This window comes from Pelomonas candidula, assembly GCF_043555985.1.
Classification (GTDB): Bacteria; Pseudomonadota; Gammaproteobacteria; order Burkholderiales; family Burkholderiaceae_C; genus Pelomonas; species Pelomonas candidula.
In genome coordinates, this window is the sequence record NZ_JBIGIC010000005.1 from 151,939 (window position 1) to 165,953 (window position 14,015).

General features: G+C 69.7%; 10 protein-coding genes. 4 read left to right on the forward strand and 6 right to left on the reverse strand.

Annotated elements, in window-relative coordinates; genetic code table 11:
* Positions 1-2 precede the first annotated feature (2 nt).
* The 3 genes from ACG04R_RS11835 (at position 3) to ACG04R_RS11845 (ending at position 4,941) form a co-directional block, all read left to right on the forward strand.
* Positions 3-2,225 (forward strand): putative bifunctional diguanylate cyclase/phosphodiesterase, encoded by a 2,223-nt coding sequence (locus tag ACG04R_RS11835; protein WP_394410070.1) that lies wholly within the window; start codon positions 3-5, stop codon positions 2,223-2,225.
* A gap of 83 nt (positions 2,226-2,308) precedes the next feature.
* Positions 2,309-4,162 (forward strand): GGDEF domain-containing protein, encoded by a 1,854-nt coding sequence (locus ACG04R_RS11840; protein ID WP_394410073.1) that lies wholly within the window; start codon positions 2,309-2,311, stop codon positions 4,160-4,162.
* An 89-nt stretch (positions 4,163-4,251) separates the two neighbouring features.
* A complete protein-coding gene (locus tag ACG04R_RS11845; RefSeq protein WP_394410076.1) occupies positions 4,252-4,941 on the forward strand; it encodes a substrate-binding periplasmic protein in 690 nt (229 codons plus the stop codon).
* On the opposite strand, the gene ACG04R_RS11850 is transcribed toward ACG04R_RS11845, so the two are convergent.
* The 6 genes from ACG04R_RS11850 to flhB all read right to left on the reverse strand — a co-directional run bounded on the left by ACG04R_RS11850 (position 4,931) and on the right by flhB (position 13,041).
* Positions 4,931-6,280, reverse strand: coding sequence for a methyl-accepting chemotaxis protein (locus ACG04R_RS11850; protein ID WP_394410079.1), 1,350 nt, complete (start codon positions 6,278-6,280; stop codon positions 4,931-4,933). The genes ACG04R_RS11845 and ACG04R_RS11850 overlap by 11 nt on opposite strands.
* A 50-nt stretch (positions 6,281-6,330) precedes the next feature.
* A complete protein-coding gene (locus ACG04R_RS11855) occupies positions 6,331-7,044 on the reverse strand; it encodes an RNA polymerase sigma factor FliA (RefSeq protein ID WP_394410082.1) in 714 nt (237 codons plus the stop codon).
* Between the two features lie 96 nt (positions 7,045-7,140).
* A complete protein-coding gene (locus ACG04R_RS11860; protein ID WP_394410085.1) occupies positions 7,141-7,920 on the reverse strand; it encodes a flagellar biosynthesis protein in 780 nt (259 codons plus the stop codon).
* A gap of 11 nt (positions 7,921-7,931) precedes the next feature.
* On the reverse strand, positions 7,932-9,578 hold the full coding sequence (gene flhF, locus ACG04R_RS11865) for a flagellar biosynthesis GTPase FlhF (RefSeq protein WP_394410088.1): 1,647 nt from the start codon (positions 9,576-9,578) through the stop codon (positions 7,932-7,934).
* On the reverse strand, positions 9,575-11,665 hold the full coding sequence (flhA, locus tag ACG04R_RS11870; protein ID WP_394410091.1) for a flagellar biosynthesis protein FlhA: 2,091 nt from the start codon (positions 11,663-11,665) through the stop codon (positions 9,575-9,577). The genes flhF and flhA overlap by 4 nt, the downstream gene beginning before the upstream one ends.
* Before the next feature lie 206 nt (positions 11,666-11,871).
* Entirely contained in the window at positions 11,872-13,041 is a 1,170-nt protein-coding gene (gene flhB / locus ACG04R_RS11875) for a flagellar biosynthesis protein FlhB (protein ID WP_394410094.1), read from the reverse strand.
* A 183-nt stretch (positions 13,042-13,224) separates the two neighbouring features.
* On the opposite strand from flhB, the gene ACG04R_RS11880 reads away from it, so the two are divergent.
* Positions 13,225-13,968: a substrate-binding periplasmic protein gene (locus tag ACG04R_RS11880; protein WP_394410097.1), complete on the forward strand. Its 744-nt coding sequence runs from the start codon at positions 13,225-13,227 to the stop codon at positions 13,966-13,968.
* The last annotated feature ends 47 nt before the right edge of the window (positions 13,969-14,015 follow it).

Below are 14,015 nucleotides of genomic sequence, written 5' to 3' on the forward strand. Positions count from 1 at the left end.
TCATGCTGCCCACCGGTCAAGCCCTCGACGATCTGCCGCCGCGCCCCCGCGTGCTGCTGGTCGACGACGACGAGGTCAACCTGCTGCTGACCGCCGCGGCGCTGCGCGAGCGCGGCTTCGAGGTGACCGAGGCGGCCAGTGGCAGCGAAGCCCTGGCCCAGCTGTCCGTGCGCGCGCCCGATGTCGTCGTGCTGGACGCGCTGATGCCCGAGCTGGATGGCTTCGAGACCTGCTCGCTGCTGCGTGCCACGCCCGGCTTCGAGTCCCTGCCGGTACTGATGCTGACCGGCCTGGACGACGAGGCCTCCATCAACCGCGCCTACCAGGCTGGTGCCACTGACTTCTTCGTCAAGTCGCCGCAGTGGAGCCTGCTGGACGGCCGGCTGCGCTACCTGCTGCGCAGCTCGCGCACGCGCCACGAGCTGGAGCGCAGCAAGGCCAAGCTGGCCCGCGCCCAGGACCTGGCGCGCATGGGCAGCTTCGAGTGGCGGCGCGACGTGGCCGGCAGCTTCACGATTTCGGCCGAGGGCCTGCGCGTCTTCGGCCGCGGCCCGCAGGACCGGCTGGACTTCATCAGCGTCATGCGCATGGTGCCGGCCGACGACCGCCACGTCTTCCTGCGCCTGCTGCGCGACGTCGTCGCCCACACCTCCGTCCTCATCACCGACCTGCCGCTGACGCTGCCCGACGGCCGCCAGCGCGTCGTCCACATCGAGGCCGAGCCCGAGTTCAACGAGCAGGGCGGCGTCAGCGGCTACACCGGCATCCTGCAGGACGTGACCGACCGCCGCCAGGCCGAGGACCGCATCCGCCAGCTGGCGCACTTCGACGCCCTCACCGGCCTGCCCAACCGCCGCCAGCTGATCTGGCGCGTCGAGCGCGCCATCGAGAGCGCACGCCGCGGCGGCCACGAGGTCGGCCTGCTGCTGATCGACCTGGACCGCTTCAAGGTCATCAACGACACGCTGGGCCATGCGGCCGGCGATGAGTTGCTGATCGAGGTCGGCCGGCGCCTGCGCAGCTGCGTGCGTCATTCCGACCAGATCATGGAAGGCGTGCTCGAAGGCCTGGGCAACCGCAGCCACCGCGGCCTGGAGGCCGTGGGCCGGCTGGGCGGCGACGAGTTCGTCGCGCTGCTGCCCGAGGTGGCGGACGAACGCGACGCCGAGCGCGTAGCCGACCGCGTGCTGGACGCGCTGCGCGAACCCATCTTCGTCGGCGGCCAGGAGTGCTTCGTCACGGCCAGCGTCGGCATCGCCATCTATCCGCGCGACGGCCAGAGCATGGCCGACCTGCTGCGCAACTCCGACGTCGCGATGTACGCCGTCAAGAGCCAGGGCCGCAACGCCTCGGCCATCTACTCGCCGCAGCTGGCCGGCCACGGCAAGCAGAAGCTGGAACTGGAGAGCGCGCTGCACAAGGCGCTGGAGCGCAACGAGATCGTGCTGCACTACCAGCCCAAGATCGACGTGCGCGCCGCCCGCATGGTGGGCGCCGAGGCACTGATGCGCTGGCAGCGCGGCAACGTGCTGGTGCCGCCGGCCGACTTCATCCCGCTGGCCGAGGAAACCGGCCTCATCGTGCCGCTGTCCGAGTGGGCCCTGAAGGAAGCCGCCCGCCAGGCCAAGCTGTGGTCGCTGCAGTTCGGCTTCGCCGACTCCATCGCCGTGAACCTGCCCAGCCGCCTGTTCGAACGCACCGATCTCGTCGAGCACATCCACCAGTGCGTCAGCGCCTACGGCGTGCCGCACCGGTCCATCCAGCTCGAGATCACCGAAAACAACCTGATGAAGGACCTGCAGAACGTCATCCCGTCTCTGCATCGCCTCAACGAAGTCGGCGTCGAGATCTCCATCGACGACTTCGGCACCGGCTACTCGTCCCTCGCCTACCTGACCACGCTGCCCATCTCCGAGGTCAAGATCGACCGCACCTTCGTGCGCGACCTGGGCATCACGCCACAGAGCTCCGCCGTCGTCACGGCCATCATCGCGCTGGCGCGGGCGCTGGGCCTGCGCGTCATCGCCGAGGGCGTGGAGACGCTGCGCCAGATGGAGGTGCTGCACCGGCTGGGCTGCTCGCTGATGCAGGGGTTCCTGTTCAGCAAGGCGCTCCCGCCGGACGAGCTGGAGCGCTGGATCGCCCAGACCGTGCTGCCGCGCAAGGCCCCCTGGATCACGCAGGCCGACGGCGGCAACGACGCGGCCCGCGGCAGCCAGCGCTGAACATGAAGCCCCCACGCCCGCCCCGCGCCCTGTCCCCCAAGCGGGGGCGTCGGCGCCTCGGGGTGGCCGAACCGCACTGACCCATGCGTTCCACCCTGCCCCCGGCACAGCTCGCCAAGGCTGCGCTCCAGCGCCTGGCCCAGGCGCGGCTCGAACCCACGCCCGAGAACTACAGCCGCGCCTACGCCATCGAGGCGGGCACCGAGGCCACGCCGTCGGCCGCCAACGGCGCCGCCTCGGAGCGGCTGCAGCAGCTGATGTCCAAGCTCATCAGCCTGGCCCTGCCCTCCGGCGCCACGCGCCAGGAGCTGCAGACCACGCTGCGCGAGCAGCGGCTGGATGAACTTCAGCGCCAGGTCGACAAACTGCTGGACGTGGCCGGCCCGGCCGCCCAGGCCGAGGCGCTGGCCCAGGCCATCGAGCGCCTCGTACGCGGCCTGGAGCGCGGCGGCCGGCACTGGACGCTGGCGCGCAAGAAGGACGGCATCAACCGCGTGCTGGAGCTGGGCCGCAACGATGCGTCCAAGCTCGTCAAGCGGCTGTCGCAGCTGATCGCCAGTTGGGACAAGGACGGTGACGGCAGCGAGGTCGAGACCGACGACGAAGGCGGCACGCCCAGCCAGTTGTTCGCCGACAGTGCGTTCGCCGACACCGGCTTCCGCGACAGCAGCGGCTTCGGCGAGCTGAGCCGCACCGGGGTGCGCGACAGCCTGCCGGTACCGACGGTCGACCTCGGCCCCTGGCAGGATCTCAGCGGGGAACTCAACGGCACCGTGCGCCATGCGCTGCGCTCGCCGCAGACCGAGGCGACGCCGGCCGACGCGCTCATCCGCGAGCTCGATGCCGCCCAGGCCGAGCTCAAGGCCCAAGGTGCCAGCCCCGAGCGCGCGGCGCAGATGTCGGCGCTGTGCCTGCGCGCCCGCCACCTGCTGGACCACCGCCGCCATCTCTTCGACGAACTCGGCGGCCTGTGCCGCGAGCTGAGCAGCAGCCTCGTCGACCTGGCCGAGGACGACTCCTGGGCACGCGGCCAGGCCGAGGCGATGAACCAGACGCTGTCGCAAGGCCTGTCAGGCCGCGGCGTGCGCACCGTGGCCGAACTGCTGAGCGGCACGCGCGAGCGCCAGCGCGCGCTGCGCGACGAGCGCTCCAAGGCACGCGACGCGCTCAAGGGGCTGATCCAGCGCATGCTCAGCGAACTGGGCGAGCTGGGCCAGCACACCGACCGCTTCCAGAACAGCGTGGGCCGCTACGCCGACGCCATCGAACAGGCCGACTCGCTGGAGAGCCTGGCCGGCACCGTGCGCGAGATGGTCGAGGAGAGCCGCAGCGTGCAAGGCCTCGTCGCACAGACGCAGCAGCGGCTGACACTGGAGCACGACCGCGCCGCCGCGCTGACACAGCGCGTCGACGAACTGGAGGGCGAGCTGCGCCGGCTGTCCAACGAGGTGCACACCGACCAGCTGACCCAGGTGGCCAACCGCCGCGGCCTGATCCAGGCCTTCGGCATCGAGCAGGCCAAGTCCGAGCGCGAGTCGACCCGCGTCGCGTTGGCGCTGCTGGACATCGACAACTTCAAGAAGCTCAACGACAGCCTGGGCCACCACGCCGGCGACATCGCACTGAAATCGCTGGCCGAGCGCACGCAGGCCTCGCTGCGTCCCGGCGACATGGTGGCGCGCTATGGCGGCGAGGAGTTCGTACTGATGCTGCCCAACACGCCGCTGGACGAAGCCCAGCAGGTGCTGGTGCGGCTGCAGCGCTCGCTGTCGTCGGCGCTGTTCAACCACGAGGGCAAGGACGTCTTCGTGACCTTCTCGGCCGGCGTGACGCTGTACCGCCCCGGCGAAACGCTGGAAGCCGCGCTGGACCGTGCCGATGTGGCGCTTTACGAGGCCAAGCACACAGGCAAGAACCGCGCGTGCATCGCCGAGTGACGCCGCCTTGATGTAGCGCAGGCGAGCGCCCCTGCGCTGCTTGCCTGGCGGCGCTCGGCTGCTAGGCTCGGCGCTGAGCCCTGACGCCCATGTACCGCCCGCGCTTCGCCCTGCTCCGCCGCCTGGCCTGCCTGGCGTTGTGCACCGCGGCCGTGGCACAGGCCCAGACGTCGGTGCCGTTGTGCCTGACCGACTTCCCACCTTATGTCAGCGCCGAGCTGCCCGACGGCGGCAGCATGACCGCGCTGGCGCGCCGCGCCTTCGCGGCCGGTGGCCTCGGCGTGCAGACGCTGCACGTCCCCTGGGTGCGCGCGCTGGCGCTGGCCAGGAATGGCGACTGCGTGCTGATGACGGTGTGGCGCAATGCGGAGCGGGACGCCCTCTTCCGCTACTCGCTGCCGGTGGCGCGGATGCAGCTGGGCTTCTTCGTGCGCGCGGACCGCAAGGCGCCGCTGCCGGCCGACGCGACCATCGCCTACCAGCGGGGCTCCTACCTGCCTCCCGAGCTGGTCGGCAGCGACTACAAGCTGCACGAGCTGGTGGACCCGCGCCCCGGCGTCGAGATGCTCAACCGCGGCCGCGTGGACGCCGTGTTCTCCGAGCGCGCGAGCTTCGAATACCAGCTCGCCAAGCTGCCGCAGACAGGCAGCACCATCCGCTGGCAGGCGCCACCGCTGGAGGTCAAGACGACCTTCATGGCGATCAGCCGGGACCACCCGAAGGCCGAGGCCTGGCTGGAGTTGCTGAACCGCGAGATCCGCCAGTCCGTCAGAAATTGAACGCGAGGCGCAAGCCGCCCCAGTGCCGACCGTTGACGGTGATGGGCACGGCCGCCTCCTTCAGCAGCACGAAGCGGCCGCCACCCATGTCGCGGCGGTAGGTCTGCAGCAGGAAGGGCCGCGTGTTGCGCGCCGAGGCCAGGCCCGTGCGGTCGTTGAAGATGCGGCGGTAGCGGCTGTTGGCCGTGTTCCAGACCGTGTCGCCCGGCCGCTGCGGCTGGCAGTACTTGCGGTTGTGCGTGGCGATGTAACCGTTGCGGTCGGCAGAGATGCAGAAGACGATCTTGTCGCTGAAGGCCAGCATCTTCTCCTGCACGTCGGGCAGCAACCGGTCCGTCAGCTGGCAGAAGCGTGTCGTGTGCTGCTGCGGGTTGGTGCCATCGATGGGCCGGTAGCCCTCGTCGAAGAGGTCGGCTTCGCTGATCTGGCCTCCGCGCAGCGCGCCCTCCAGCAGCTCGCTGATCTCGGCCGCAGCCGACTGCGCGGCGCGGATGAAGGGCATGTCGTCGACCTCGATGCCGCTCTCGGCGATCTGCTCGACCAGCTCCTCAGACATGCGCAGAAAACGGTCGCTGCCGTCGAACGCGACCTTGAGGCCGTGCGTGGCTTCCGAGACCTCGCGCTCCAGTTCGTGCGCGCGCTCGTTGAGCAGGCCCATCTGTCGCCCGCTCTCGGCGGCCGACGACGAGATTCGCTGCACGTCCTGCTCGACCTCGTGGAAGGCCGCGTGGATCTGGCTGGGTTTGCCGGGCACCTCGACCAGCTCGGAGCTGAAACGGTCGATGCGCTCCTGCAGGCTGGTGACGGCACCGATGATGGCCTTGGACGAGGCCTCAACCTGGCTGGCCAGCGCCTTGACGGCCTCGGCGACGACGGCGAAGCCACGACCGGCGTCGCCCGCATGCTTGGCCTCGACGGCGGCGTTGAAGGCCACCAGTCGCGTCTGCAGCGAGATCTTCGTGATCTCGGCAGCTGCGTCGGAGACCTGGGCCAGCGTGGACGCGATGCCGGCCACCTCGCCTCCGACCACACCCAGCGCACCGCGGGCACGCTGCACGGCGCCGGCGCTCTCTGCCGTGGCAGCGGCGATGGCCGCCTGGGCCTGGCCGATCTCGTTGAGCTGACGAGCCAGCGCCTGCATGGCCTCGCCCTGCGCCTGAACGACACGCTGCGTGTCCTCCAGCGCGCCGCGCACTTCGGCGGCGTCCCGGCCGACGGTGGAGAGGGAGCGCGACAGGCGCTTGACGACGTTCATTGCCCCGCCGTCCTCGCGACGCACCGGCAACTCCTCGTTCGCAACCGCAACGGGTGAGCCGGTGGCCTTGAACCATTTCATCATCGCGCCTGTCCCCTGTTCTTCTGCGATGGGACCGCGATCAACGACGATCCCTACCAGTCTCTCAGCTTAACGCGCAACCTTGCGATGGACTGACTGTGCAGCTGGCAGACGCGCGACTCCGTGACCTTGAGCACGGCCGCGATCTCCTTGAGGTTCATGTCGTGCTCGTAGTACATGCTCATCACGAACTGCTCGCGCTCGGGCAGGTTCTTGATGGCGGCCACCAGCGCCTCGCGCATGCGGTGGTCCTGCAGCATCGCGACGGGGTTGCTGCTCTCGTCGGCGACGTGGCGGTCGAGGTAGTCGTCATCGCCATCGTCGCCGCTCATGTCTTCCAGGTAGACCAGCTGCGTGCCGCGCACCTTGGACAGCAGCTCCTGGTACTCGGCCAGCGCCAGGCCCATCTCGGCAGCGATCTCGGCCTCACTGGGCGCGCGGCCCAGGCGTTGCTCGACCTTGTGGACGGCCGCCTCGATCTCGCGTTGCTGGCGGCGCGTACCGCGGCTCATCCAATCGCCGCCACGCAACTCGTCGAGCATCGCGCCGCGGATGCGCTGGGTGGCGAAGGTCTCGAACTGCACCCCCTGCTCGGCATCGAAGCGCGACAACGCGTCCGTCAGGCCGATCAAGCCGACCTGGATGAGGTCGTCCACCTCCACGTTGGCCGGCAGCTTGGCAATCATCTGGTGCGCCAGGCGTCGAACCAGCGGGCTGTACTGCTTGATCAGCGTGCTGTTGTCGAGGCGGCCTTTGGGCGTGTACATCATCAGCTCCGCACGGCCGCCCGAAGGGGCTGAAGCGCCCCCGCGGGGGGCAGTGAACGAAGTGAACTGAGGGGCATCTGTCATCTCCGGCGAGAGTCAGTGTGCGGCAGCGATTCGGGAAGACGCCGTGCGCGCCGGGCGCAGCGGAGTCGCGTCGGAGGCGGCGTCCAGCGCGGCACCGGGGGGCGCGGCGAGCAGCAGTTCGCGGGCCAGGTGGCGCAGCTCGGACGTCAGCGGCATGTTCTGGGAATTCCTCGGGTCCAGGCAGGCCCAGTCACGCAGCACCGCGCCGAGGAAGCCGTCGGCGCAGGAGTGGAGCTGTTGCGCGATGCGGGTGGCCACGCGCAACTGAGGGTGGCTGGCCATCAACAGACTGTAGACCATCAGCCCGGCCCGTTGTGTGAGCCATTTCATGCCCGCGTAGGCTTCGGTGACGCTGGCGGGTTCGGTATCGGCCAGCAGCAGCGGGCGCACCTCGCGGTTCGCGACGACACGGGCCAGTTCGGCGGCTGGTGCGTGCAGCAGGATCACGTCGGCCTCGGGCGCCGCCGCGGCGACTGCGTCCAGGAAGGCGGCGCAGGAGCCGTTGGCATTGATATGACGCAGCGGCAGGCCGCGCGCAGCGAGATAGGTCACCTTGGGCGACAGCCGCTCGATGCAGTTGGACAGGTCCACGTGGGCCAGTTCCGACGGCTGCGGCGAATGCTCGCCGGCGTCGACGACCAGCGTCTGCAGATTCAGTTCGGCGAAGGCGGCACACAGGCCTTCCAGCAGCACGCCGGCGCCCATGACGCGCGGGTTGCTGACGACCGGCACGAAGCGGGTCTTGGAGGCAGCGAAGAGGCGGCGCAGGCCGTGGGCTTGGTCTTGAAGCATCACACCTCTTCTCAGTGGATGGCGCGCAGACCGGCGTCGGTGAGAGGGGCACCGGCGAAGATCAGGTTCACGTCGGTGTTGTCCATGCGCCAGGCGCCGGCGGCGGGGCTCTTGAGCGCGCGCTGCACGAGGGCCGTGCTGGGCAGGCGGTGCCAGTCTTCCGGCACGCGCTGGCCGTTGGCGACGCCCAGCACCTTGAGCTTGTGACGGATCAACGTGTCCAGCGCCGGGGCCAGCTTCACGGCCTCGTCGATCTTGCTGAGCACCACGCCTTCGCAGGCCGCGCCCTTCCAGGCGCCGACGACGTCCTCGATGGTCTCGCCCTGCTGGGCCGCGTTGATGACCAGCAGCTTCTTGATGCTGGGGTGGGCCAGCATCTCCAGCAGCTCCTGGGTGCGGCTGTCGCGCTGGGCCATGCCGGCGGTGTCGATGAGGACCAGCTTCTTGCTGGACAGCAGGTCCAGCAGGTCGTCCAGCGAGGCGCGGTCGTGGGCGGTGTGGACGGGCACGCCGAGGATGCGGCCGTAGGCGCGCAGCTGCTCGTGGGCACCGATGCGGTAGGCATCCAGCGTGATCAGGCCCAGCTGGCCGGCGCCGTACTTGGTCGCGAAATGGGCGGCCAGCTTGGCGGTCGTCGTCGTCTTGCCGACGCCGGTCGAGCCGATCAGCGCGAACACGCCGCCGCGGTCCTCGATGGTCGGCGCGGCCTCGTCGGTCTGCAGGTTGCGCGACAGCACATGGGCAGCCCAGGCGGTCTCGTCAGCCGGATCGGTCGGCGAGCCGGCCTTGAAGTCGGACGGGCAGCTCTCGGCCAGCTTGCGCACCAGAGCGGGAGAGAAGCCCAGCTCCAGCAGCTTCTGCGTCAGGCGCGCCTGCACGGGCTGGCGCTGCAGCTTCTCCATGAAGGCCAGCGACGAGAAGCGTTCCTCGATGAGGCCGCGCATCTGGCGCAGCTCGGAGGCCATGTCCATCTGGCTGCGCTGCGTGGCGGTCGGCTGGCCCGGCAGCGGCACGGGTTCGGCGACGCTGATGTCGCCCAGCTGGGGCACGACGCGCTGCTGCGGCGCGGCGGCGGTGGGGATGCGGATCTCGTCGCGCAGCACCGGCGGCATCGGGCGGGCCGGCGGCTGCACCGGAGCCGGTGCGGCGGCGCGCTTGGGCGCCAGCGCGGCCAGGGCCTCGGCAGCGCGGCGCTCGCGCTGGGCGCGCACGGCGTCCAGCGACACGGCGGGCGGTTGCTGTGGAGCCGGCGCGGGGCGTGCGGCGATCGGATCGGGCTGGCCGGCCATCTCGGCCTGGCGGCGACGCAGCACGCGCTCGCGGACGTAGTCCTGGAAGCTCAGCGTGCTCATCGCCAGTTGTTCGACATCGCCCTGCACTTCCGGCGCGCCGAAGCTGGGTTCGCGGCGGGCACGCTCGGCAAACGGTGCCCGGCCCTGCGGCTGGGCGGGCGCCTGCACGGACGGACGCGCCACGGTGCGCGGTGCGGTCTGGGCGATCTGCTCGATCTGGCCCATGCCTTCCGGCGCCATCGCCAGCACTTCAACGCCTTCGGGCACGTTCTTGTTCGACAGCACGACCGCGTCCGGGCCGAAGGCCTGCTTGACGAGGGCCAGCGCTTCTCGCGATGTCCTCGCGGTGAATTTGCGAACGTTCATGCTGTACCTCCAATGATGGAGCCGATGCGGATGGTGTGGGTTTCAGGGATCTCGCTGTGTCCGAGGACCTTGAGACGGGGCGCGGCGCGCTTGAGCAGGCGGGCCATGGGCGCGCGGATCAGGTCGGGGACGAGCAGCGCCGCCGGCACGCCGCGGTCTTCCTGCTTCTGGGCCGTCTCGGCGGCGCTGCGGGCCAGCGTGTCGGCGACACCCGGGTCCAGCGCGGCACCGTGCGGCGAATTGAGGGCCTGCGTGACGAGGCGCTCCAGCTCGGGCTCCAGCGCGATGACGTCCAGCTCCTTAGTGGAGCCGTAGATCTGCTGCACGATGGCCGGTGCGATGTGGGTGCGGATGCGGCGGGCCAGCTCCATCGGGTCGGTCACCGCGGCGGCGTTCTCGGCCAGGCATTCCACGATGGACCGCATGTCACGCACGTGCACGCCCTCGTCCAGCAGCAGCTGGAGGACTCGTTGCAGGGTGGCGATGCTGACCATCTTGGGAATCACGTCTTCGATCAATTGGGGCGCCTGCTTGGTGAGGTGTTCCACCAGGGCCTGCGTCTCCACGCGGCCCAACAACTTGGCCGCGTGCACTTGCATCAAGTGTGAAAGGTGGGTGGCCACGACGGTCGAGCAATCAACGACCGTAAACCCGCTCATTTGGGCCATCTCCTTCTGGCGCTCCTCGATCCACACCGCCGGCAGGCCGAAGGCGGGATCGGTGGTCTGCGTGCCGATCAGCTTCTGCGTGGCGTGGCCGGGGTTGATGGCCAGCCACATGCCCGGGTAGGCCTCGGCCTCGCCGACGACCGCGCCGCGCAGCGAGATGCGGTACTGGCTCGGGCGCAGCTCCAGGTTGTCGCGGATGTGCACGGGCGGCGGCAGGAAGCCGACCTCCTGCGCGAACTTGCGGCGCACGCCTTTGATGCGGCTCAGCAGGTCGCCCTCGCGGGACTTGTCGACCAGCGTGATGAGGCGGTAGCCCACCTCCAGGCCCAGCGTGTCCACCGGCACCAGGTCTTCCCAGGTCGCCTCGCCAGAGCCCTCGCTGGGCGGCATGATGGGCTTGACGGCCTTGGCGGCTTCCGCGGCCTGCTCCTTGCTGCGCAGCCACCAGGCCAGGTAGCCCAAGCCCGACGCGATCAGCAGAAAGACGATGTGCGGCATGCCGGGGATCAGGCCCAGCGCGCCGATGACGCCAGCCGTGATGGCGATGCTCTTGGCCGAGCCGAACACCTGCTTGCCGATCTGGCTGCCGATGTCCTTGTCCGTGCCGACGCGCGACACCACCATGGCGGCGGCGACCGAGATCAGCAGCGCCGGCACCTGGGCCACCAGCGCGTCGCCGACGGCCAGCAGGATGTAGCTATCGGCCGCCTGGCCTGCCGAGAGGCCGTGCTGGGCCACGCCGATGATGAAGCCGCCGACGATGTTGATCGCCAGGATCAGCATGCCGGCCACGGCGTCGCCGCGCACGAACTTGCTGGCACCGTCCATGGAGCCGAAGAAGTCCGCTTCATCGCCCAGCTCGGCGCGGCGGCGCTTGGCCTCTGCCTCGTTGATGAGGCCGGCGTTCAGGTCGGCGTCCACGGCCATCTGCTTGCCGGGCATCGCATCCAACGTGAAACGCGCACCGACTTCGGCGATGCGCTCGGCACCCTTCGTCACCACGATGAAGTTGATGACCACCAGGATCGCGAACACGATCAGGCCGACCGCGAAGTTGCCGCCGATCAGGAAGTGGCCGAACGACTCGATGACCTTGCCGGCCGCGCCCGCGCCGGTGTGGCCCTCCAGCAGCACGACGCGCGTGGACGCGACGTTCAGCGACAGCCGCATCAGCGTCGTCAGCAGCAGCACGGTCGGAAAGGCTGCGAAGTCCAGCGGCTTGACCATATGGGCCGCCACCATCATCACCATCACGGCCATCGCGATGTTGAAGGTGAACAGCAGGTCCAGCACGAACGGCGGCAGCGGCAGCACCATCATCGACAGCACCAGAAGCACCGCGATCGGCGCGCCCAAAGCGGCGATGACACCGGCGCGCGGGCCGATCAGGGATTGCAGCTTCTGGATCAGCGGGTTCATGGATCGACGTGGACCAGCAGGGCGGAGGCGGTGGACGGGTGGTTCATGACCTGGCGCACGGCGCGCAACCGCACGCGGCCCAGATCACCTGAGACGAGATTGTTCTGGGCGGGGTCGAAAACTTGAGCCGGAAATGAGGGGGGATTCCGGGTCAATCGCCGCGCTGGCCGGCACGCAAGTGCCGTCGCGGCAAGCGCCGCGGCGCGCTAGAAATCCTCGTCAGGATCAGGCGCCCAGCCCGCCTTGTTGTGCGGGTCGAGTTCGGGCGGCACGTGCGGATGCGGCACGTCCGGCCGCGCCACGTTGCGCGAGGCCAGCGCGGCGCGCAGCTGGTAGACGTAGGCCAGCACCTGGGCCACGGCGCCGAACAGCGCGGCGGGGATCTCGTGGTCGACCTTGGCGTGGGCGTAGAGCGCACGGGCCAGCACCGGCTGCTGCAGCACGGGGACCTTGCTCTCCTTGGCGAGGTCGCGGATCTTCATGGCCAGCAGGTCGGCGCCCTTGGCGACGACCTTGGGCGCGGCCATCTTGCCTTCCTCGTACTTGAGGGCGACGGCGTAGTGGGTCGGGTTCATGACCACCAGGTCGGCCTTGGGCACGGCAGCCAGCATGCGGCGCTTGGCCATCTCGCGCATCTTGGCGCGCATCTTGGCCTTGACCTCGAGGTTGCCTTCAACCTCCTTCATTTCCTGCTTGGCCTCTTCGCGGCTCATCTTCATGCGACGCAGCCAGAGCTGGCGCTGCAGGGGCACGTCGATGGCGGCAAACACGGCCAGCGCCACACCCAGCAGCACCAGGCCGGCCATCAGCTGCTGGCCGGCATAGGCCAGCGCCGACGGCAGCGGCACGGACATGATGCTCACGTAGGCCGACAGGCGGTCCTTCAGCACCATCGCGCCGACGATGCCCAGCACCAGTGCCAGCAGCACCGCCTTCAGCGCCGTGCCCAGGCCCTGGCCGCTGAACAGCCGCGCGATGCCGGGGAAGGGATTCAGGTGAGAGAACTTGGGCGCCAGCGGCTTCATCGTCCAGTTCCAGCCACCGCTGGCGATGTTGCTGGCGATGCCCACCAGCACCAGCACCGCGGCGATCGGCCCCATGACGGCCGCAAAGGCCAGTGTCATATCGGCGAGGCGCTCGCCCATGAAGCCCGGACGGGCCAGCAGGCTGGCGTCGAAGTGCAGGCCCGTCGCCAGCATCTGGCGCAGCCGCTCGATGATCTGTGGCCCACCCGTGGCCAGGACGGCGCCACCAGCCGTCATCATCGCGAAGTGCGGCAGGTCGCGCGAGCGCGGCAGCTGGCCCTCGGCCCGAGATCGCTGGATCTTCTTGGGTGAGGCGGGTAGGTTGCGGTCCTGAGCGTCTTGGTCGGCCATGGCGTGGATCGCCCCATTCGAGGCGCTGACCGAATTGTTCGAGGCCGACCGCCAAACTTGAGCGAGAAAAGCGGGGGGCTTGGGCGGCTATTCCCCGCCATGACGACGTGCTGCCGGCGGGCCGTGACGGAATGCCAGCAATGGGGCGCGTCCCCCGGGGTGCGGCTGGTTTACCCTTTGTCCATGCGCCTCCCCGCCCTCGCCTGGATGCTGGCCTGCAGCGCCACCGCCGCCGCGGCACAGACGCCGCTGATCATCGAGTACCGCGACAAGCCGCCCTACAGCTACACCGAGGGCGGCAAGCCGGCCGGCTTCCTGATGGAGCGCACCTTCCGGCTGCTCGTGCGTGCCGGCATCGACGCCCGCTATGCCGAGGTTCCCATACGCCGCACGTTGCAGCACTTGCAGGCCAACCAGTCGGCCCTGTGCTCGCCGGGCCTCTACAAGAACCCCGAGCGCGAGGCGTTCGCGCGCTTCTCGCTGCCCATCCACCGCGACAAGCCCCAAGTCGTGCTGGCCCACGACAACGTGGCCGCACGCATCCGCGCCATGCCCAGGGTGGCCCAGTTGTTTGCCGACGCATCGCTGCAGCCAGGGCAGCTGGAAGGCGTGTCCTACGGCCAGCAGCTCGACCGGTACCTGGCCAACGCCGCCCTCACGCCCGTGCGCGCCCAGCTGACGCCGCTGCAGCTGGCCCGCATGGTGGCAGCGCGCCGCGTGGACTACATGCTCATCGACGAGGAAGACCTGGGCTGGCTGCGCCGCGACCCCGAATTCACGCACCTGCCGCTGACACGCGTCGAGTTCGCGGACATGCCACGGGGCGAGCTGCGCTACCTGGCCTGCTCACGGCAGGTCACGCCCCAGACGATGGAGCGACTCGACCAGGCCATCCGCAGCCTCGCCCCCGAGGTGCAGGCGGATTGAGCATGAAAAAAGCCGGCGCTGGCGCCGGCTCTTGTCAAGGCCAGGAG

Excerpts from the sequence above, each read along its gene's own strand:
- ACG04R_RS11835 (WP_394410070.1), top strand. The coding sequence starts at position 3 with ATGCTGCCCACCGGTCAAGCCCTCGACGATCTGCCGCCGCGCCCCCGC.
- ACG04R_RS11840 (WP_394410073.1), top strand. The coding sequence starts at position 2,309 with ATGCGTTCCACCCTGCCCCCGGCACAGCTCGCCAAGGCTGCGCTCCAG.
- ACG04R_RS11845 (WP_394410076.1), top strand. The coding sequence starts at position 4,252 with ATGTACCGCCCGCGCTTCGCCCTGCTCCGCCGCCTGGCCTGCCTGGCG.
- ACG04R_RS11850 (WP_394410079.1), bottom strand. The coding sequence starts at position 6,280 with ATGATGAAATGGTTCAAGGCCACCGGCTCACCCGTTGCGGTTGCGAAC.
- ACG04R_RS11855 (WP_394410082.1), bottom strand. The coding sequence starts at position 7,044 with ATGTACACGCCCAAAGGCCGCCTCGACAACAGCACGCTGATCAAGCAG.
- ACG04R_RS11860 (WP_394410085.1), bottom strand. The coding sequence starts at position 7,920 with ATGCTTCAAGACCAAGCCCACGGCCTGCGCCGCCTCTTCGCTGCCTCC.
- flhF (WP_394410088.1), bottom strand. The coding sequence starts at position 9,578 with ATGAACGTTCGCAAATTCACCGCGAGGACATCGCGAGAAGCGCTGGCC.
- flhA (WP_394410091.1), bottom strand. The coding sequence starts at position 11,665 with ATGAACCCGCTGATCCAGAAGCTGCAATCCCTGATCGGCCCGCGCGCC.
- flhB (WP_394410094.1), bottom strand. The coding sequence starts at position 13,041 with ATGGCCGACCAAGACGCTCAGGACCGCAACCTACCCGCCTCACCCAAG.
- ACG04R_RS11880 (WP_394410097.1), top strand. The coding sequence starts at position 13,225 with ATGCGCCTCCCCGCCCTCGCCTGGATGCTGGCCTGCAGCGCCACCGCC.